Below are 20314 nucleotides of genomic sequence, written 5' to 3'. Positions count from 1 at the left end.
GAGGTTGCTCTCCTGGCTTTTTAATAAACTCTGTATTATGTATTGAAGTAAAAATCAAATAACATATAATTGAGAACAATTGCCTGACAATAAAAATATGAGGATATACTTACTAAAGTATCCATTTAAAAAAATAAATGAGCTCATATTTTAGAAAAGCAACCTTATCTGTACTAGATATAAATCTTAATAATATAATATTTGGATTGGGAAATATAGCAACTTCTGTCTTTGACCAGAAACACCGTTCATATACCATCCGATATCCTAGAAATTTAGATTATCAAAAAAGAAACAGATTTAATAATTCTCAGTTGGCTAATTGTTTTAAACTAGTAAAAATACAGTTGGAAAATGGAAAAAGATTTATAGTTGAGATAGTTAAATAACTATTTAAAAGTATAATTTTTTCTAACAAAACTACATCAATTCAAATATTTACATAAAATTTTATTTCCTATGTCAGATAGAATTCTGAGACAAGTTTAGATATCAAAAATAATATGATTATCGGTATGAAAATCCCAATTCTACTTTAAAACTTGTTGATGATACTTGTATTATATATTCCCAATATGATACTTCAAATAGGATTATATTAAAATTTTACAGTGAAAAAAAACGGATGATTCTAAAAACACACAAAAAAATTTGAGAGAATTTAAACAGTTCCAAATATATTTAAATTCTTAATCTTATAATAGTGACCTCTAAATAAGGGGTCACTATTTTTTTTATTTTAAAATTTATAATTTCCCTTACTAATATTCCCACAAAAAAAGCTGGCTTTCTGAAAACCAACTTTAATTATTTTTTAATTAAAATTTTATTTATTCTAAAGCTGCTGCTCCTGCAGAGGCAACTTCGTGATCATCTTCCACAGAACTTCCGCTTACTCCAATTGATCCGATAATATTTCCTGAAGAATCTTTTATCAAAACTCCACCCGGAAATGTAATCAATCCGTTGTTGGAGTGTTCTATATTGTATAAAGGTTGACCAGGTTGTGATAATTTCCCGATTTCGCCGGTATTCATATTAAAATACCTTGCTGTCTTTGCTTTTTTCTGAGCAATATCGATCGATCCTAACCAGGCATCATCCATTTTTGCGAATGCAACCAGATTAGTACCACTATCCATGACGGCGATATTCATTTTAACTCCCAATTCCTTGGATTTTTCTAGTGCAGCTTCTATTATTTTTTGAGCCTGATTTAATGTGATGTTCATATTTTTTTGTTTAATTAAAGTAAATCTACAAAAATTGTTGGCAAACAGTGATTCTCGCCATTTAATGTTTTGTTAAATTATGATGGTTCAGATTTTCAGTGTATTCTCTAATTCATTAATTTGTTGATACATTTTATTAAAGAACATCTTTCTTTCTCTATTTCCGGCAGTATTAAGAGATTTTGAATTTTTAATTTCATGCTCAAAATAAATCAAGGTATCGTTACAAGTTTTTTCATCATTGGTCATCATGTATCCAAACATATTAAAAGGGATGAAAAATGATGATTGATATTCGTTTTTAAAGAAAATATTGTTGCTTAAAATCACCAAATCATTGACATAGAAATTAAAATCAGGATTGTTTTGAATTTTATATTCTATATTCCGAAGAACAATTCTGACTTCTTCCAAAATAAGTTCAATGTCTTTAAATTTTAAAAGTCCCATTTCAGAATAATAAGAAATCTGCATTAGAATACTCATAATGGTCGTGTCGTTCCATACTTCGGTTACATTTTGATTTTCATATAAATCTTTCAGCATTTCATTTTTCGGAGAATGGTAGGGAAGATCAAAATCTTCAAATGAACACAGAAATTTGTCTTCATTCAGCAGATTCATCCAGACATAAAATTTGAAGCGTGATAGAATTGTATTCGAAATCGTATAAAAAAACGGAATATCTTTAGCCGAATAATAAACCTGCGATTGATTCATACCTTGGAAAACATTCAGTATTTTCAGCGAACTCTCAAAAAAATGCAATAAATCTTCCTGTGTCTTTACAGGCTGGGTTCTTTTTACTATCAATTGATTTTCGGTTCCCAAAAACTGATCAATTGATATCTGATAATATTTGGCCAATTCCACCGCTTCTTCAAAACTGAATTTCGCTTTCATCGAAGTTCTTCTGTGTGCTGCGTCATAGCTAATGTTGAGAATATTGGCAATCTCATCATTCAACGATTTATCCCCGATTTTCTTTCTGATTTGTTTCAATAGAATTTCCTGATTCATTTTTTTTTGCGATTTTCACAAATGTATCGTTTTATTTTAATTTTTTATCGCATTCATAAAAATGGTTTTTAAAATTAGCTTTGAAATATAATTTAAAATTAAATGTTATGAAAACGAAATTATCAATCATCGCACTACTGATGAGTTTAATTATTTTCGGGCAAGACAGTTTGAAAGTAAAATCCTCATTGGTTACTATCAATCCTCAAAAAACGATTAGAAATACAAATGGTTTTAATGTTGGAGTTTTAGATGACTATCAAAAACAAAGGATTAATGGGATTAATTTTCAGGTAAATCCTCTCACTTTACTTTATCCTTTAATCCCACAGGCAATTTCAGTCCCTACCGAAGAGAAATCAACTGTGACGGTCAATGGGTTGCATCTTTCGACAGGCGGAATGATGGATGGCAAAAAATTAAATGGACTAGGTGTTTCAATGTATCATCATTCAAGTACAACAAACGGATTATCGGTAAATTTTTTTAACCATACTTCAGGAAATTTAAATGGAGTTCATATTTCAGGATTTGCTAATAGCTCAGAGAAAGGAAATGGTTTGAATATGGCTTTTTTCGGAAATTACTCAGATGATTTTAAAGGCATGCAGGTTTCTATGTTCAATGAATCAAAAAAAATGAGAGGAATTCAAATAGGAATAGTCAATAAAACTAAAGATCTCAAAGGCTTTCAGTTTGGATTATGGAATGTGAACGAGAAAAGAAAGTTTCCAATCGTCAACTAGAATTTTAAATCTAAAAAAATTAAATCATGAAAAACATACCTTATATATTAATAGCAATCCGTTTTCTTTTAGCACCAATAATTTTCTTTTTAGCATATTTAAAAGGTGAAGAAACTCGGCTTTTAATTTTAACCTTAATGTTCGTTGGTCTGCTAACAGATATTTTTGATGGAATCATTGCACGAAAGTTAGATGTTTCCTCAGAAAAATTAAGAAGATTAGACAGTCAGGTAGATTTGGTTTTCTGGCTCTCGTTAGGTTTTGCTGCTTATTTTATCAATCCGAAAATCATACAAAATCATTGGGAAAGTATTACACTTGTTTTCATCATGGAAGCTTTGTGCTATCTGATAAGTTTTTTAAAATTTAAAAAAGAAACCTGCACTCATGCATTTCTATCAAAAATGTGGGGTTTGAGCTTACTGATTGCATTTGTTTATTTAATAGGATTTCAAGAAGCTGGTTGGGCGTTTTATCTTATGATAGCTCTAGGAGTTATCTCTCATATTGATGTCATCCTCATTATTTTAATTCTTCCTAAATGGCAGTATGATGTTCCGAGTTTCTATCATGCCTGGAATATCCGTAGAGGAAAGCAAAGAAAAAAGAGCACACTTTTTAATTAATTTATATCGAATTTTCATGGATTAAGATCATTGATAAATCAAACAATGGAATCATAGAAAAATTACACTGTTTTTTGTAGATTTGCAAACATTAATTTTTATACAAAAATTTATCAATCAACAAATGAAAAAGCAGACGATTAAAGAAGTCCTACAAGACTACAAAAAAGTATTACATCATGACATTACAGTTTACGGTTGGGTAAGAGCTTTCCGTTCAAATCGCTTCATTGCACTTAATGATGGTTCTACAATTAATAATTTGCAGATTGTTGTTGATTTTGAAAATTTCGATGCAGAAATTATCAGCAAAATAAGTACAGCCTCTTCTCTCAAAGTTGTTGGTGAAGTCGTGGAAAGCCAGGGAGCCGGACAAACCGTAGAAATTATTGCTAAAAAAATCATTATTCTAGGAGACAACTTTACCGAAGAAAGAGATAAAACGATTCTTCAGCCAAAGAAACATTCATTAGAAGTGTTAAGAGAGCAGGCACATTTGAGATTCAGAACCAATTTATTTGGAGCAGTTTTCAGAGTACGTCATGCGGTAAGTTTTGCAATTCACTCTTTCTTTAACCAAAACCAATTTTTCTATATCAATACTCCAATCGTAACAGGAGCTGATGCGGAAGGAGCAGGGGAAATGTTTGGGGTAACCAACTTTGATTTAAACAATATTCCAAGAGATGAACAGGGCGATATCGATTTTGCTCAGGATTTCTTTGGTAAAAAGACCAACTTGACGGTTTCCGGGCAGCTTGAAGGTGAAACTGCAGCAATGGGATTGGGAAGAATTTACACTTTCGGACCGACTTTCCGCGCAGAAAATTCAAACACAACCCGCCACTTAGCCGAATTCTGGATGATAGAGCCTGAAGTTGCTTTCAACAACCTTGAAGATAACATCGATTTGGCAGAAGATTTCTTAAAATATGTCATCCAATATGTCTTAGACAATTGTAAAGATGATCTTGAATTCTTAGATAAACGTTTTGAAGAAGAGCAAAAAACAAAACCTGAAAAAGAAAGGGCTAAAGAAGGCTTAATCGAAAAATTGGAAAATGTTATAGCAAAACGTTTCAAAAGAGTTTCTTACACAGAAGCTATTGAGATTCTACTCAATTCAAAAGAAAATAAAAAAGGAAAATTCGTTTATCCGATCGAAGAATGGGGTGCAGATCTTCAGTCTGAGCACGAAAGATTCTTAGTAGAGAAACATTTTGAATGTCCTGTTGTTCTTTTCGATTATCCAAAAGAGATCAAAGCATTCTACATGAAGCTGAACGACGATAATAAAACCGTTGCTGCAATGGATGTACTCTTCCCTGGAATCGGAGAAATCATTGGTGGCTCAGAAAGAGAAGCGAGATTAGACGTTTTGAAAACCAAAATGGCAGAAATGCACGTAGATGAGCACGAATTGTGGTGGTATCTTGATACCAGAAGATTTGGTTCCGTTCCTCACGCTGGTTTCGGACTCGGTTTAGAAAGACTTGTGCTTTTCGTGACGGGTATGACAAATATTCGAGACGTAATTCCTTTTCCAAGAACTCCAAAGAACGCAGAATTTTAATCTGCATCATATATATATAAGCCTCTGAAAATTTCAGAGGTTTTTTGTTATATTTATAGAAGCATTACTTCCAACTTGGATATTTTTTATTTCAGAAGCTTATTCCAGCTTTCACTACTCGCTTTTTTGCACTTTGCTTATCCCTCTCTTGCAAAAAGAGCTCAAACATGTCGTTCAATCTGGGCTAGGATAGCGGTCGGTAGTTCATTATTCGGCCAAAAGAAATATTTTTCAATTCTTTAGCCTCTGTCTGACTATTTTTTTCTCAACCTAATCTTTCCATGACGAATAATCATTGCCCATTTGAAGATCTTATTGTTGTCTTTTGCTCCGGAGGAGCAATATGTTTTAGTAATTAATTATCCAATATACAATGAGCTCCGTAGGAGCGACACCTTTCATTAATAGATTGATATCAATAATCTGTTGGCTTAATATTTGTAAACAGTACACTCGTCGATGTTGTTTATACTTAAAACATATCGTTAACAGTATTTTCGAGAAATAAAATAGATATTTTGTTTACTAAATTTCCCAATGATACCCGGATAAAACTACTTTTTATCCATCATTAAAATAATATGAACATTGTGGATAACTCTATAATGTTATTTAATGCTTATCAAGTCAGCGTTTTACTTTAATACTTTTCCACAATCAAAATAATTGATTATTAAATATTTGTTTCGTGTAAAGATGTGCCCTATCTTTGCCCCACTGAAAACGAGAGTATGACAGTAGCGCAGGAGAGCTTTAGGGCTGTAGTTTATATTACTTTAGGATAGAGAGAAACTTTTTAATAATTAATAAATTTTTAGCGATAAAAATTTGTGAGGTTTAAAAAGATTTGTATCTTTGCAATCCCAATACGGGGAGCGCAGGAGTAGTAGATTGGATGTTTAGAAAGAGGGTGTTTAGGGTTACTTAAAAAACTTTAAAATTTCTTCAAAAAACATTTGGTCAGGACGAAATAAATTATTACTTTTGCACACGCAAATACGGCAACGCCCAACGACAGAAAAGGGTAGCCGAGGGAGCGTAAGAGAAGAGATCATTGAAACATAGATATAACAACCAAGTAAGGAAAAGACTAAAGCGTCAATAACTTTGAGTGAGTCAGACAAACATACAATGGAGAGTTTGATCCTGGCTCAGGATGAACGCTAGCGGGAGGCCTAACACATGCAAGCCGAGCGGTAGAAGTCCTTCGGGACTTTGAGAGCGGCGCACGGGTGCGGAACACGTGTGCAACCTGCCTTTATCTGGGGGATAGCCTTTCGAAAGGAAGATTAATACCCCATAATATATTAACTGGCATCAGTTGATATTGAAAACTCCGGTGGATAGAGATGGGCACGCGCAAGATTAGATAGTTGGTGAGGTAACGGCTCACCAAGTCAATGATCTTTAGGGGGCCTGAGAGGGTGATCCCCCACACTGGTACTGAGACACGGACCAGACTCCTACGGGAGGCAGCAGTGAGGAATATTGGACAATGGGTGAGAGCCTGATCCAGCCATCCCGCGTGAAGGACTAAGGCCCTATGGGTTGTAAACTTCTTTTATACTGGGATAAACCTACTTACGTGTAAGTAGCTGAAGGTACAGTATGAATAAGCACCGGCTAACTCCGTGCCAGCAGCCGCGGTAATACGGAGGGTGCAAGCGTTATCCGGATTTATTGGGTTTAAAGGGTCCGTAGGCGGACTCGTAAGTCAGTGGTGAAATCTCATAGCTTAACTATGAAACTGCCATTGATACTGCGGGTCTTGAGTAAGGTAGAGGTAGCTGGAATAAGTAGTGTAGCGGTGAAATGCATAGATATTACTTAGAACACCAATTGCGAAGGCAGGTTACCATGTCTTAACTGACGCTGATGGACGAAAGCGTGGGGAGCGAACAGGATTAGATACCCTGGTAGTCCACGCCGTAAACGATGCTAACTCGTTTTTGGGTTTTCGGATTCAGAGACTAAGCGAAAGTGATAAGTTAGCCACCTGGGGAGTACGATCGCAAGATTGAAACTCAAAGGAATTGACGGGGGCCCGCACAAGCGGTGGATTATGTGGTTTAATTCGATGATACGCGAGGAACCTTACCAAGGCTTAAATGGGAATTGACAGGTTTAGAAATAGACTTTTCTTCGGACAATTTTCAAGGTGCTGCATGGTTGTCGTCAGCTCGTGCCGTGAGGTGTTAGGTTAAGTCCTGCAACGAGCGCAACCCCTGTCACTAGTTGCTAGCATTAAGTTGAGGACTCTAGTGAGACTGCCTACGCAAGTAGAGAGGAAGGTGGGGATGACGTCAAATCATCACGGCCCTTACGCCTTGGGCCACACACGTAATACAATGGCCGGTACAGAGGGCAGCTACACAGCGATGTGATGCAAATCTCGAAAGCCGGTCTCAGTTCGGATTGGAGTCTGCAACTCGACTCTATGAAGCTGGAATCGCTAGTAATCGCGCATCAGCCATGGCGCGGTGAATACGTTCCCGGGCCTTGTACACACCGCCCGTCAAGCCATGGAAGTCTGGGGTACCTGAAGTCGGTGACCGTAACAGGAGCTGCCTAGGGTAAAACAGGTAACTAGGGCTAAGTCGTAACAAGGTAGCCGTACCGGAAGGTGCGGCTGGAACATCTCATTTTAGAGCGTCATTAGACGATAAACAAAAAAAGATACTTAAATGTATCATGTACTTACTTAAAGAAGACGTTTTAGTTTTTTACTCGGTTGCTTATATTATAAAAATACAAAACCCACTAGAAATTAGTATCAGAGGGAGAGATTTAGAAAATAGAGGTTAGAAAATTAGAAGTTAGAGATTAGTCTAACATCTAGTGTCTAAAATCTAACATCTAAACAAAGTCTCGTAGCTCAGCTGGTTAGAGCGCTACACTGATAATGTAGAGGTCGGCAGTTCGAGCCTGCCCGAGACTACTAATTTAAAAAAGACGGGAAGAAGAAAGAGAAAAGAAAAAAGATACGTCTTTGTTCTTTATTCTTTACTCTCCAAGTCTAACTAGAGGGGGAATTAGCTCAGCTGGCTAGAGCGCCTGCCTTGCACGCAGGAGGTCAAGGGTTCGACTCCCTTATTCTCCACAGTTTTGCGAGTTTGATTTAAAAGTAAGATGGATAGAGCCAAAACAAATATCCATTTATCAGACGAGCAGAAAGAATTTAAAGATCATTGACATTAACGGTAAAAATATCACAAAGAGAAAACCGAGCGCAATTAAGCGTTTGAGTTTACAAAATAGTTTAATAGTAATATTAGACAAAATACTGAACTAATTAATAATTAGGAAAGAAATCGTTAAGGGCGTATGGCGGATGCCTAGGCTTTCAGAGGCGAAGAAGGACGCGGTAAGCTGCGAAAAGCTGCGGGGATCGGCACACACGAATTGATCCGCAGATGTCCGAATGGGGCAACCCGTCTGGTTGAAGACCAGTCACTCCGCAAGGAGAGCAAACCCGGAGAACTGAAACATCTAAGTACCCGGAGGAAAAGAAATCGAAGAGATTCCGTAAGTAGTGGCGAGCGAACGCGGATTAGCCCAAAAGTCTTTATATGTTTAAAAGAATGTTCTGGAAAGAACAGCCATAGAGGGTGATAGCCCCGTATTTGAAAGGCATACATAGATGATAAATGAGTAGGGCGGGACACGTGAAATCCTGTCTGAATATGGGGGGACCATCCTCCAAGGCTAAATACTCCTGAAAGACCGATAGTGAACAAGTACTGTGAAGGAAAGGTGAAAAGCACTTCGAATAGAAGGGTGAAATAGAACCTGAAACCGTACGCCTACAAGCGGTCGGAGCCCACAAGTTGGGTGACGGCGTGCCTTTTGCATAATGAGCCTACGAGTTAATTTTACTAGCGAGGTTAAGGACTTCAGGTCCGGAGCCGGAGCGAAAGCGAGTCTGAATAGGGCGTATAGTTAGTAGGATTAGACGCGAAACCTTGTGATCTACCCATGGGCAGGTTGAAGCTTTGGTAACACAAAGTGGAGGACCGAACCGGTTGACGTTGAAAAGTCTTCGGATGACCTGTGGGTAGGGGTGAAAGGCCAATCAAACTGGGAGATAGCTCGTACTCCCCGAAATGCATTTAGGTGCAGCGTCGTGTATAAGTTTATTAGAGGTAGAGCTACTGATTGGATGCGGGGGAGTCAAATCCTACCAATTCCTGACAAACTCCGAATGCTAATAAATGTTCCACGGCAGTGAGGGCGCGGGTGCTAAGGTCCGTGTCCGAGAGGGAAAGAACCCGAGACCAACAGCTAAGGTCCCCAAATCTCTATTAAGTTGAAGCAACGCGGTTGGACTGCATTGACAGCTAGGATGTTGGCTTGGAAGCAGCCATTCATTTAAAGAGTGCGTAACAGCTCACTAGTCGAGCGGTCCGGCATGGATAATAATCGGGCATAAATAGAGTACCGAAGCTATGGATTTACAACCTCGGGTTGTATCTGGTAGGGGAGCATTCTGTTTGCACAGAAGCAGTAGCGTGAGCTATTGTGGAGCGTACAGAAAAGAAAATGTAGGCATAAGTAACGATAAAGCGGGCGAGAAACCCGCTCACCGAAAGACTAAGGTTTCCTCAGCCATGCTAATCAGCTGAGGGTTAGTCGGGACCTAACGCGAACCCGAAAGGGGTAGTGGATGGACAATGGGTTAATATTCCCATACTTGCTCACACTAAAAAGGGGACGGAGTGCCGTACTTACTGGAGACTGACGGAATAGTCAAGACCTAGCCTTCGGGCGAAGTTGCTGTAAGGAAAGTGCTTCCAAGAAAAGCCGAAGTGAAGCAACCCGTACCAAAACCGACACAGGTAGTCGAGGAGAGAATCCTAAGGTGCTAGAGTGAATCATGGTTAAGGAACTAGGCAAAATAGTCTCGTAACTTCGGAAGAAGAGACGCCAACAGCAATGTTGGCCGCAGTGAAGAGGCCCAGGCGACTGTTTATCAAAAACACAGGACTCTGCTAAATCGAAAGATGCTGTATAGGGTCTGACACCTGCCCGGTGCTGGAAGGTTAAGGAAGGGCGTTAGCAGCAATGCGAAGCGTTTGACTGAAGCCCCAGTAAACGGCGGCCGTAACTATAACGGTCCTAAGGTAGCGAAATTCCTTGTCGGGTAAGTTCCGACCTGCACGAATGGTGTAACGATCTGGGCACTGTCTCAACCATGAGCTCTGTGAAATTGTAGTCTCGGTGAAGATGCCGAGTACCCGCAATGGGACGAAAAGACCCTGTGAACCTTTACTATAACTTCGTATTGACTTTGAGTAAGTAATGTGTAGGATAGGTGGGAGACTTTGAAGCAGGCACGCTAGTGTTTGTGGAGTCAACGTTGAAATACCACCCTTTACTTACTTGGAGCCTAACTTCTTTTAGAAGGACATTGCGTGGTGGGTAGTTTGACTGGGGTGGTCGCCTCCAAAAGAGTAACGGAGGCTTTCAAAGGTACCCTCAGCACGCTTGGTAACCGTGCGTAGAGTGTAATGGCATAAGGGTGCTTGACTGTGAGACCTACAAGTCGATCAGGTGCGAAAGCAGGACATAGTGATCCGGTGGTTCCGTATGGAAGGGCCATCGCTCATAGGATAAAAGGTACTCCGGGGATAACAGGCTAGTCTCCCCCAAGAGCTCACATCGACGGGGAGGTTCGGCACCTCGATGTCGGCTCGTCACATCCTGGGGCTGGAGAAGGTCCCAAGGGTTGGGCTGTTCGCCCATTAAAGTGGCACGCGAGCTGGGTTCAGAACGTCGTGAGACAGTTCGGTCTCTATCTATTGCGGGCGTTAGATGTTTGAGAGGGCTTGATTCTAGTACGAGAGGACCGAATTGAACAAACCTCTGGTGTATCAGTTGTTCCGCCAGGAGCACCGCTGAGTAGCTACGTTTGGAAGAGATAAGCACTGAAAGCATATAAGTGCGAAACTCGCCTCAAGATGAGACATCTTTTAAGGGTCGTTGGAGATGACGACGTTGATAGGCTACAGGTGTAAAGTTGGTAACAGCATAGCCGAGTAGTACTAATTACCCGTAGATTTATAGCCTAATTGGCATCGCTTAATTGCGCAATCAAGGTTCTCTCTTTGTGAATATTCTTATCGCTTAAAACAGATGTCAGAAATAAGACATCAGATAACAGACTAGAAAAGTCTGAAATCTGAAATCTATCCTCTGATATCTTATATACAACCTTTAGGGTGGTTTTAGCGGTGGGGCTCACCTGTTCCCATTCCGAACACAGAAGTTAAGCCCACCAGCGCCGATGGTACTGCGAAAGCGGGAGAGTAGGTCGCCGCCAGTTTTTTTTTAAAAGCTCCTCAATCGAAAGATTGAGGAGCTTTTTTTATGCAATACATTCAACAATACACTCCCAAAAAGACTCCTACTGAAAAACAGGAGTCTTTTTTGTTATAACAAATAATCAATTACTAAATAATGAAACCCAAAAAAGTCCTGTACTCAGTAGTATGGGACTTTTTATTGTTAGTATCTGGTTATAAGTCTTTTTATATCCTAAAAAAAAGTAAAAACCGGTTTACGCAAATAGATCCTGGAAAACTTTAAACTGAAAATAGAAAGCTATATGCAAAAGTCTGAACTTAAGGTAAAGTAGAAACACCTGTACAAAAAGATTTACAAAAAAGTAAAATACATGCTAAATGAGATGATGTATATTGCAATTAATATTTTTCTATCATAAAGAAACAATTCCAGTAAAATAAATTACTTCGTAGCAATAAGTTTATAACTGAAATAAATAAAATAATCCAATACTTAAAGTATTGGATTATGATAAAATTAATTATTTACCACATGCAGCAAAAATCGTGCTAAATATTATTTTTATTAAAAAATATTTCATAAATTCGTAGAATACGTTATGTTTAAATCACAGTAGATATGCTAAAACAACATTTACAGCTTAAATTAGGACAAAAGCTTGCTCCTCAGCAAATCCAACTGATGAAACTTATTCAGCTTCATACCTTAGAGTTTGAGGAGGAATTAGAAAGGGAATTAGAGGAAAATCCAGCTTTAGAGGTTGCAAAAGAAGAACCTACTAAAGAGGAAGAATATTCTTCTTTGGAAGAATCTTATGAAACGGAAGGTACAGATAGTATTGAAACTGATTTTGATGTCAACGACTATATTTATGATGATGAACCTAATTACAAAACAGCTTCAAGCAATTATTCTGCGGACGATGAAGATTTTGATAATGAGAGTCTTTTAACTGAAGGCCAATCTTTATATGATTATTTAATGGAGCAGATTAATCTGATTAATATCAATCAGGAAGATTTGAAAATTGCAGAATATATTATTGGTAATCTAGATACTGACGGATATTTAAGAAGAGAAGTGAAGTCTATTGTTGATGATCTGGCTTTTTCTCAAGGTATCTATACCACTGTAGATAAAGTAGATGATATTTTAGAGAATTACATTCAGAAATTAGATCCTTCAGGAGTTGGAGCAAGAGGTTTACAGGAATGTCTTCTTTTACAGATTGAAAAAAAGGTGAGCTCAAACAAAGCCGTTTCTTTGGCAGCCAATATTCTGAGATTTCAATTTGATGCACTGACAAATAAGCATTATAACAAGATTATTCAGAAATACGATATTGAAGAGGAAGATTTAAAAGATGCATTAGATGAGATCTCTAAACTTTCGCCAAAAGTAGGAGGTAATTTTGATACTCAAACCATTACAATCAATCAGGAAATTATTCCGGATTTTGTAATTTCTGTAAAAGACGGAGTTGTTATTCCAATGTTGAACAGTAAAAATGCACCTACTCTAAGGGTATCTGAAGAATATAAAGATATTTTAACAACCTATTCACACGATAAAAATTCATCTGAGCATAAGCAGGCTGCATTGTTTATTAAACAAAAATTAGACGCTGCTAAATGGTATATTGATGCGATTAACCAACGTCAGAATACCTTGTTACAGACCATAAATGCAATTGTGAAATTCCAGCATAATTATTTTATTACAGGGGACGAGAAGTCATTAAGACCGATGATTCTAAAGGATATTGCCGACATTACCGGGTTTGATATTTCCACAATTTCAAGAGTTGTAAAAAGCAAATACGCAGACACACCAAATGGTATTCTTTATTTAAAAGACCTATTTTCTGACAGTTTAACAAATGATGATGGTGAAGAAGTTTCTACCAAAGAAATTAAGATGCACTTGCAGGAAGTCATTAGTAAAGAAAACAAGAGAAAACCACTGACAGATGATGCTCTGGTTGTTATTCTAAAAGAACAAGGATATAACATAGCTCGACGAACGATTGCAAAATATAGAGAACAGTTAAATATTCCTGTTGCCAGATTAAGGAAAGAATTATAAAATAAAAAAGCATTTCAAATAACTGAAATGCTTTTTTTTGTAAAAATTTTGCTTACTAATTTTATTATTCTTGCAAGTCAATCTCTTTGAGTTGACTGAGATTTTTATCAAGTCTTTTCATTATAATACCATATACCAATCTGTAATAGATCCATATTAGGAGAATACACAGCAGCGTACTTACAACGATTCCTATTAAAAATCCTGTTTTTGAAGAATTTGTGAGCAGAATATTCTGTTCTTTTAACACATAAAAAACAAAAAGTGTGAAAGTGGTTGTGAATAGTACAAACAAAACAATATTTGTGAGTATAAAAGCATTAACCGTTTTCTTAAAACTAATAATTCTGGTAATAAACTTTTTTAAATTTTCTTCAATTTTTATTTTTCTGTAGTTTTGATAAAACTTGATAACAAAATATCCGGTTACTAATAAGCTCACAATCTTTATCGTTAAATAAATATTGTCTAAATTGCCTTCCAGTTCAGGGTTTTTCTCAACTCCCAGCTTTTGTAGCGAGGTGAGAAATGTATTCGATTCTTTATTCTGTAAAATATAAAATAAACCGAATGCTGTAAAAAACATAAATTCAATTGCACTGATCCAAAATATATATTTTACATAATTACGCGATTTTTTATTCAACATCTGAAGAATTTCAGCGTTGTCATATTTTGGTTCTACAGGCTGTTCCTGCCATGTTTTCTTAAAGCTATCTAAATCAAATTCAGGCATTTTTTTCCATTTTTTCTTTAAGGACTTTCTTTAGTCTGTTCATCTTCACCCGTGCATTTACTTCGGTAATACCAAGGTTTTCGGCAATGTCTTTATACGGAAGATCGTCCAGATACATCATCACAATCGCTCTTTCAACATTAGGAAGCGTTTTAATAACGGTATATAGCAAAGAAATCTGCTGTTGCTTGTCGTCTTCATCCTCTATGAAATCTCTGTGATTAATATCCAGTTCATTAGTTTGTAGACTCTTACTTTTCTTTCTAAAAAGAGTGATTGCCGTGTTAAGAGCCACACGATACATCCAGGTAGATATTTTTGAATTTCCTTTAAAAGAATCATAGCTTCTCCATAATTGCAGAACAATTTCCTGGAAAAGATCTTCCTCATCTTCGAGAGAATTGGTGTAAAGCCGCGACACTTTAATAATCAAACCTTGATTATCTTTTATAAGCTGGGCAAATTCTTTCTCTTTAGAAATCAAAATGATGTATAATTGGCACGAAGATAATAATATAATATAATAATTTAACAATCTAGCAGTGTAACAATTGAGAAAATTTCAGAATTTTTTTAATTGGTAAATTGTTACACTGATACATTGTTAGATTTGATTATCTTTGCAGCCACGAGAAAGTCGGCTTGTTGATTCTTATTTCGATAAGGGTAGGAAAGTCCGGACACCATAGAGCAGCAAAGCGGATAACATCCGTCATCCGTAAGGATAGGACAAGTGCAACAGAAAGCAAGTACAGTTCGGCTGTAGTGAAACCAGGTAAACTCTTTGCGGTGCAATGATAAGTATATCGGTTCTTTTCAGCAATGAAAATAGGGGCGGCTCGTCCTGAAAGCCGAGGGGTAATCAGCTCAAGCTTTGCAGTAATGTAATGCGTAGATAAATAACAGGCACTTTTTAGGAAGTACAAAATCCGGCTTATAGATTTTCTCGTGGTTTTTATATCTGATAATAAGAGCTTGAAGAAAGAAATTTTAAAAAGCATCTTCAAACTCATTTCTTTTCATCAAATTACTCACTTTCTAATTGTTTTTTAGCATCATCCAGTCCAGCTTTATCTTCATTTGAAAGTTGTGGGAATTGTAAATCCATTTTTTCTAAAGTGTCAATGATGATTTGTACTGCCGCAAGTCTTGCAAACCATTTATTATCTGCAGGAATAACGTACCAAGGTGCTTCATCTTTTGAAGTTTCACTGATGGCTGTTTCGTAACAATTCATATATTCATCAAATAAAGCTCTTTCTGGAAGATCTGCTGCAGAGAATTTCCAGTTTTTTTCTTGCTCGTTGATTCTGTCTAATAATCTTTTTTTCTGCTCATCTTTAGAAACGTGTAGGAAAATTTTCACAATAATTGTTCCGTTTTGAGCCAGATGTTTTTCGAAATTTCTAATACTTTCATAACGGTTTTTCCAAAATTTATCATCAAAATCGGTTACTGAACTTCAGGTTTTTTCGCTTAAATTATATTCTGGGTGTACTTTACATACCAAAACGCTTTCGTAATGAGAACGGTTGAAAATTCCGATCATTCCTTTTTGTGGCAGAGCTAGATAATGTCTCCATAGAAAGTCGTGAGAATAATCTTTTGAACTTGGAGTTTTAAAACTCGTAACCTGACACCCTTGAGGATTTACCCCACCGAAAACGTGTTCTATCAGGCTGTCTTTTCCAGCCGCATCCATTGCCTGGAGTATAACCAAAAGAGATTTACTTCCATCAGCATACAATTTTTCCTGAAGTTCACGAAGTTTTTCTTTTTCCTCAATAAGGATTTGAATTCCTTCTTCCTTGGTGAGTTTTCCACGATATTCTGTTGATGCTTTTTTGATTGAAAATTTATTTTTTACAATAAAATCGTCTGAAAAATTATCTGCCATATGATGAATGATTTATTTGATTTGCTAAAATTTTGATTATTACTAAATAAATATAATAAAAAAACCGCCTCTTTTGAGACGGTTCAGTAATATTTTAAAATAATATTAATTTCTTGCAGCAACTTTTTTAGCAGTCTTAGCAGCTTTCTTTTCAATTTTAGCAGCAGCTTTTTGTTCAGCTGGCGTTAAAACTTTAGGCTCAGGAGCATTTGCGTTTACATCACCCTTAATGTAGATTACACTTCTGCTGTTTACAGGGTCATTAGAAAATACTTCAATCATTTTGTTGAAAGCACCTGGAGTAGCTGTATTATAACCAACTTTAATTTTAGCAGATTTACCTGGTAAGATAGGATCTTGGCTAAATTCAGGAGTTGTACATCCGCAAGATGGTTTTACGTTTGAAATAATCAAAGGCTTGTCGCCAGTGTTCGTTACATTAAAAAATCTTGTACCGTCAGAACTTGGTTTAATAGCACCATAGTCAAAAGTAGTTTTGTCGAATGTAATTGTTTGTGCAGATGCCAAAGCAATTGTTCCGAATAATGCAATACCTGCAAATAATGTTTTCATATTCTTGAATGTTAATATGTTTGTTAGATAAATTTTGAGAAACAAAGTTAAAAATTATTTTAATTATTACTTATAATTTTTTTACTTTAAGCTATTTTTGCAAATTACAAGCCAAGAAATAGAATTTATGCAGATTTCAGAAAAATATAATCCACAGGAAACAGAACAGAAATGGTACAGCTACTGGCTGGAAAATAAATTTTTCCATTCAGAACCTAACGACAAGCCACCGTATACGGTTGTAATTCCGCCGCCAAACGTCACAGGAATTCTTCACATGGGGCATATGTTGAATAATACCATTCAGGATGTTTTGGTACGTCGTGCAAGAATGCAGGGCTTTAATGCCTGTTGGGTTCCCGGTACAGATCATGCTTCTATTGCCACTGAAGCTAAAGTTGTTGCCAAATTAAAGTCTGAAGGAATTAATAAATCTGATATCACGCGTGAAGAATTTTTGAAACACGCATGGGACTGGACTGATAAATATGGTGGTACGATTCTCGAACAATTAAAAAAACTGGGTTGCTCATGCGATTGGGACAGAACTCGTTTTACTTTAGAAGATAAAATGTCTCAGCAGGTTATCAAAAGTTTTGTTGATCTGTATAACAAAGGCCTTATCTACAGAGGATACAGAATGGTCAACTGGGATCCGGAAGCAAAAACCAATATTTCTGATGAAGAAGTTATTTTTAAAGAACAAAACGGAAAATTATACTATTTAAAATATAAAATTGAAGGTACGGAAGAATTTCTTTCGGTTGCTACAACACGTCCTGAAACTATTTTCGGCGATACTGCCGTTTGTATCAATCCAAATGACGAAAGATATGCCCACCTGAAAGGCAAGAATGTAATTGTGCCTATTGTCAACCGAGTAATTCCGATTATTGAAGACGAATACGTTGATATTGAATTCGGAACGGGAGCCTTGAAAATTACTCCTGCGCACGACATTAATGATTACGAAATCGGACAAAAACATAATCTTCAGATGATTGATTCTTTGGATGATGACGGAAATCTGAATGATCACGGTCTACATTACGCAGGAAAAAACAGATTTGAAGTCAGAAAGCAAATCGCAAAAGAATTAGAAGAAAATGATCTTTTGTTGAAAGCAGAGGATTACGTCAATAAAGTGGGAACTTCTGAAAGAACAGGTGCGGTTATCGAGCCTAAAGTTTCCGTTCAGTGGTTCTTGAAAATGTCTGATATCGCAAAACCTGCGTTGGATGTTGTGATGAATGACGAAGTAAAATTCTATCCCGAAAAATTTAAAAACACTTACAAACATTGGATGGACAACATCCGTGATTGGAATATCTCACGTCAGCTTTGGTGGGGACAGCAAATTCCCGCGTTCTATTATGGAGACGGTGAAAATGATTTTGTGGTTGCCGAAAATATCGAAGATGCATTGGAACTGGCGAAGCAAAAAACCAACAATCAACAATTGACAACTGACAACCTAAAACAAGACCAAGACGCTCTTGATACATGGTTCTCTTCTTGGTTATGGCCAATGTCAGTTTTTGATGGTTTGCTTGATCCTGATAATAAAGATATCAATTATTATTACCCAACTTCAGATTTGGTAACAGGTCCGGATATCATCTTTTTCTGGGTTGCCAGAATGATTATGGCAGGATTAGAGTTTAAAGGGGAAGTTCCTTTCAAAAACGTTTATTTTACAGGGATTGTAAGAGATAAGCAGAGAAGAAAAATGTCTAAGCAATTGGGCAATTCACCAGATCCTTTAGATTTAATTTTTCAATACGGTGCAGATGGTGTGCGTGTGGGAAGTTTATTGAGTTCAGCAGCCGGAAATGATTTGTTGTTTGATGAAGATTTGATGGTGCAGGGAAGGAATTTCATGACAAAAATCTGGAATGCATTCCGTTTGACCCAAAACTGGACTAAAGAAGATAAACCATTGATTGCTTCAGATAATCAGGCGATTGAATGGTTTGAAAATCAATTGAATAAATCAATTGCTGAAATCAATGATCAGTTTGACAAATTCAGAATTTCTGATGCATTGCATTTGATTCAAAAATTAGTGAAAGATGATTTCTGTGGATGGTATCTTGAAGCGATTAAACCAAATTATGGAGAAGGAATTTCCAGGGAAGTATATAATCAGACGATTATTTTCTTTGAAGAATTAATGAAGCTTCTTCATCCGTTTATGCCATTCTTATCAGAAGAATTGTGGCAGTTGATTTCAGAAAGAAAACCTGAGGAAGCCTTGGTAATTGCTCAACAGAAAAAAGCCGAAGAATTTAATGAAGACATCATTAAAAACTTTGAAACTGCAGAAGAAATTATTTCTGGAGTAAGAAATTACCGCCAGACAAAAGGGATTTCACCCCGAGAAGCAGTTGAAGTGTATACAAATGCTGCCAATTTTGAAAATGAAGCGGTCATTAAAAAATTAGCGAGTATTTCTGAAATTCATTTTGATGAAAAGACAGATAAACCAAGCTTTACTTTCCTGGTTGGATCAACTGAAGTTTCAATTCCTTTGAGTGAAAAATTAGATTTGGAAGAAGAAAAAAAGAAGACAGAAGAAGAAGTAAAATATCTGAAAGGATTTTTAATTTCTGTTGATAAAAAGCTTTCCAACGAAAAATTTGTTGCCAACGCAAAACCAGAAGTGGTAGAAGTAGAGCGCAAGAAACAAAAAGATGCGCAGGATAAGATTGCGATTCTCGAAGAGAAATTAAAAACACTGTAGGATGCAGGAAGCAGGATGTAGGAATTACGTAAGTCTTCATTAAACATCAAGCTTCCATCATCGAACACCCATTAAAATAATGACACACCTAGAAAATATAAAAAAACTATTCTCAAAAGACTTCGTAGAAAGTCCGCTACTCGAAAGTTTCGATGTGGGAAAAATATATCTTTCAACCGGAAAGCTGGTTGCGTGCGATCCTTTGATTACAAACGATATGGCGTCTTTCTCTGCGATATTTCCTAAAGGCAGTTTTTCTGTTTTGCTGCATAAAGAAAGAGAAAGCAATTGTGTTGCTTATGCCGAAATTGTTTTTAGCGATGCCGAAATCACATCTTGGAAATTGGCAACCACCGATGCTCAGAATATTAAAGATTTGGCAGAAGGTGAAGTTTTCGGTTATCCTGTAGAAAGCGGAATGGGCTGTTTTATGGATGTAGAAACCCAAAAAAGTCTGAACGATTTAGAACAAAAATTATATCAAAGCAAAGGCGTCGATTTTATGGGAATTTACGAAGAATTTTTCCATGAGCATTTTTTTGACGAAAACGGTGCGATTGATCAATATGCTTTCCTCAAGCCGGCAGAAGAACTTCCGGGAACTATTTTCGGATTTGAAACAGGTTACGGAGAAGGTTTTTATGCAAGCTACATTGCTTATGATAAGAACAATAATCCTGTTAAAATTGTTACTGAATTTATAGAGATCCTTGTAAATTAAAAATATTTATTTTTTGTAAGATTAAGTTGTTTAAATTTACTGAAAACTAAAAGTACGAA

11 protein-coding genes, 2 tRNA genes, 3 rRNA genes, 1 other RNA gene and 1 pseudogene are annotated in these 20314 nt (G+C 36.6%); 12 read left to right on the top strand and 6 right to left on the bottom strand.

All coding sequences use genetic code 11. The annotated features are described in order from the left end of the window. Positions 1 to 830 precede the first annotated feature (830 nt). Positions 831 to 1232: a GlcG/HbpS family heme-binding protein gene (locus tag ACZZ9T_RS16305; protein ID WP_463442954.1), complete on the bottom strand. Its 402-nt coding sequence runs from the start codon at positions 1230 to 1232 to the stop codon at positions 831 to 833. Positions 1233 to 1319: 87 nt separating this feature from the next. Further along, entirely contained in the window at positions 1320 to 2252 is a 933-nt protein-coding gene (locus ACZZ9T_RS16300; RefSeq protein ID WP_463442953.1) for a helix-turn-helix domain-containing protein, read from the bottom strand. 107 nt (positions 2253 to 2359) lie between these two features. Between ACZZ9T_RS16300 and ACZZ9T_RS16295 the strand changes: the two genes are divergently transcribed. The 9 genes from ACZZ9T_RS16295 to rpoN all read left to right on the top strand — a co-directional run bounded on the left by ACZZ9T_RS16295 (position 2360) and on the right by rpoN (position 13585). Continuing rightward, on the top strand, positions 2360 to 2998 hold the full coding sequence (locus ACZZ9T_RS16295) for an LA_2272 family surface repeat-containing protein (protein ID WP_463442952.1): 639 nt from the start codon (positions 2360 to 2362) through the stop codon (positions 2996 to 2998). A 26-nt stretch (positions 2999 to 3024) separates the two neighbouring features. After that, positions 3025 to 3624 (top strand): CDP-alcohol phosphatidyltransferase family protein, encoded by a 600-nt coding sequence (locus tag ACZZ9T_RS16290; RefSeq protein WP_463442951.1) that lies wholly within the window; start codon positions 3025 to 3027, stop codon positions 3622 to 3624. 124 nt (positions 3625 to 3748) lie between these two features. Further along, positions 3749 to 5197, top strand: a complete 1449-nt coding sequence (gene asnS, locus ACZZ9T_RS16285) for an asparagine--tRNA ligase (protein WP_463429387.1) — start codon at positions 3749 to 3751, stop codon at positions 5195 to 5197. A gap of 1128 nt (positions 5198 to 6325) precedes the next feature. Then, positions 6326 to 7842 (top strand): 16S ribosomal RNA (locus ACZZ9T_RS16280). A gap of 219 nt (positions 7843 to 8061) precedes the next feature. After that, positions 8062 to 8135 (top strand) — tRNA-Ile (locus ACZZ9T_RS16275). An 88-nt stretch (positions 8136 to 8223) separates the two neighbouring features. Continuing rightward, a tRNA-Ala gene (locus ACZZ9T_RS16270) sits at positions 8224 to 8297 on the top strand. A gap of 204 nt (positions 8298 to 8501) precedes the next feature. Next, positions 8502 to 11262: ribosomal RNA gene (locus ACZZ9T_RS16265) — 23S ribosomal RNA — on the top strand. Between the two features lie 149 nt (positions 11263 to 11411). Next, a 5S ribosomal RNA gene (gene rrf / locus ACZZ9T_RS16260) occupies positions 11412 to 11519 on the top strand. The 16S, 23S and 5S rRNA genes sit together here with 2 tRNA genes alongside, the layout of an rRNA operon. Positions 11520 to 12118: 599 nt before the next feature. After that, entirely contained in the window at positions 12119 to 13585 is a 1467-nt protein-coding gene (gene rpoN, locus ACZZ9T_RS16255) for an RNA polymerase factor sigma-54 (protein ID WP_463429386.1), read from the top strand. A 64-nt stretch (positions 13586 to 13649) separates the two neighbouring features. Here rpoN and ACZZ9T_RS16250 read toward each other — a convergent pair whose 3' ends face one another. Both ACZZ9T_RS16250 and ACZZ9T_RS16245 read right to left on the bottom strand, forming a co-directional pair. Continuing rightward, positions 13650 to 14321, bottom strand: a complete 672-nt coding sequence (locus ACZZ9T_RS16250; protein ID WP_463442950.1) for a beta-carotene 15,15'-monooxygenase — start codon at positions 14319 to 14321, stop codon at positions 13650 to 13652. Beyond that, entirely contained in the window at positions 14314 to 14805 is a 492-nt protein-coding gene (locus ACZZ9T_RS16245) for an RNA polymerase sigma factor (protein WP_463429384.1), read from the bottom strand. Before ACZZ9T_RS16245 ends, ACZZ9T_RS16250 begins: the two co-directional genes overlap by 8 nt. A 145-nt stretch (positions 14806 to 14950) precedes the next feature. Between ACZZ9T_RS16245 and rnpB the strand changes: the two genes are divergently transcribed. Then, an RNA gene (gene rnpB, locus ACZZ9T_RS16240) (RNase P RNA component class A) lies at positions 14951 to 15274 on the top strand. Positions 15275 to 15348: 74 nt separating this feature from the next. On the opposite strand, the pseudogene ACZZ9T_RS16235 reads toward rnpB, so the two are convergent. Continuing rightward, positions 15349 to 16218: pseudogene (locus tag ACZZ9T_RS16235) on the bottom strand (polyphosphate kinase 2 family protein). Between the two features lie 105 nt (positions 16219 to 16323). Further along, positions 16324 to 16791: a DUF1573 domain-containing protein gene (locus ACZZ9T_RS16230; RefSeq protein ID WP_463429382.1), complete on the bottom strand. Its 468-nt coding sequence runs from the start codon at positions 16789 to 16791 to the stop codon at positions 16324 to 16326. 127 nt (positions 16792 to 16918) lie between these two features. Between ACZZ9T_RS16230 and ACZZ9T_RS16225 the strand changes: the two genes are divergently transcribed. Both ACZZ9T_RS16225 and ACZZ9T_RS16220 read left to right on the top strand, forming a co-directional pair. Beyond that, positions 16919 to 19534 (top strand): valine--tRNA ligase, encoded by a 2616-nt coding sequence (locus tag ACZZ9T_RS16225; RefSeq protein ID WP_463442949.1) that lies wholly within the window; start codon positions 16919 to 16921, stop codon positions 19532 to 19534. A gap of 79 nt (positions 19535 to 19613) precedes the next feature. Further along, positions 19614 to 20255 (top strand): DUF4241 domain-containing protein, encoded by a 642-nt coding sequence (locus ACZZ9T_RS16220; protein ID WP_463442948.1) that lies wholly within the window; start codon positions 19614 to 19616, stop codon positions 20253 to 20255. The last annotated feature ends 59 nt before the right edge of the window (positions 20256 to 20314 follow it).

It is taken from the genome of Chryseobacterium sp. AC417, from assembly GCF_979258215.1.
This window is presented reverse-complemented; position numbering and strand designations above follow the sequence as displayed.

What these genes read in the sequence shown, in the direction of transcription:
- ACZZ9T_RS16295 (WP_463442952.1), top strand. Translation starts at nt 2,360, where the DNA reads ATGAAAACGAAATTATCAATCATCGCACTACTGATGAGTTTAATTATT.
- ACZZ9T_RS16305 (WP_463442954.1), bottom strand. Translation starts at nt 1,232, where the DNA reads ATGAACATCACATTAAATCAGGCTCAAAAAATAATAGAAGCTGCACTA.
- ACZZ9T_RS16250 (WP_463442950.1), bottom strand. Translation starts at nt 14,321, where the DNA reads ATGCCTGAATTTGATTTAGATAGCTTTAAGAAAACATGGCAGGAACAG.
- ACZZ9T_RS16300 (WP_463442953.1), bottom strand. Translation starts at nt 2,252, where the DNA reads ATGAATCAGGAAATTCTATTGAAACAAATCAGAAAGAAAATCGGGGAT.
- ACZZ9T_RS16290 (WP_463442951.1), top strand. Translation starts at nt 3,025, where the DNA reads ATGAAAAACATACCTTATATATTAATAGCAATCCGTTTTCTTTTAGCA.
- asnS (WP_463429387.1), top strand. Translation starts at nt 3,749, where the DNA reads ATGAAAAAGCAGACGATTAAAGAAGTCCTACAAGACTACAAAAAAGTA.
- ACZZ9T_RS16225 (WP_463442949.1), top strand. Translation starts at nt 16,919, where the DNA reads ATGCAGATTTCAGAAAAATATAATCCACAGGAAACAGAACAGAAATGG.
- rpoN (WP_463429386.1), top strand. Translation starts at nt 12,119, where the DNA reads ATGCTAAAACAACATTTACAGCTTAAATTAGGACAAAAGCTTGCTCCT.
- ACZZ9T_RS16230 (WP_463429382.1), bottom strand. Translation starts at nt 16,791, where the DNA reads ATGAAAACATTATTTGCAGGTATTGCATTATTCGGAACAATTGCTTTG.
- ACZZ9T_RS16220 (WP_463442948.1), top strand. Translation starts at nt 19,614, where the DNA reads ATGACACACCTAGAAAATATAAAAAAACTATTCTCAAAAGACTTCGTA.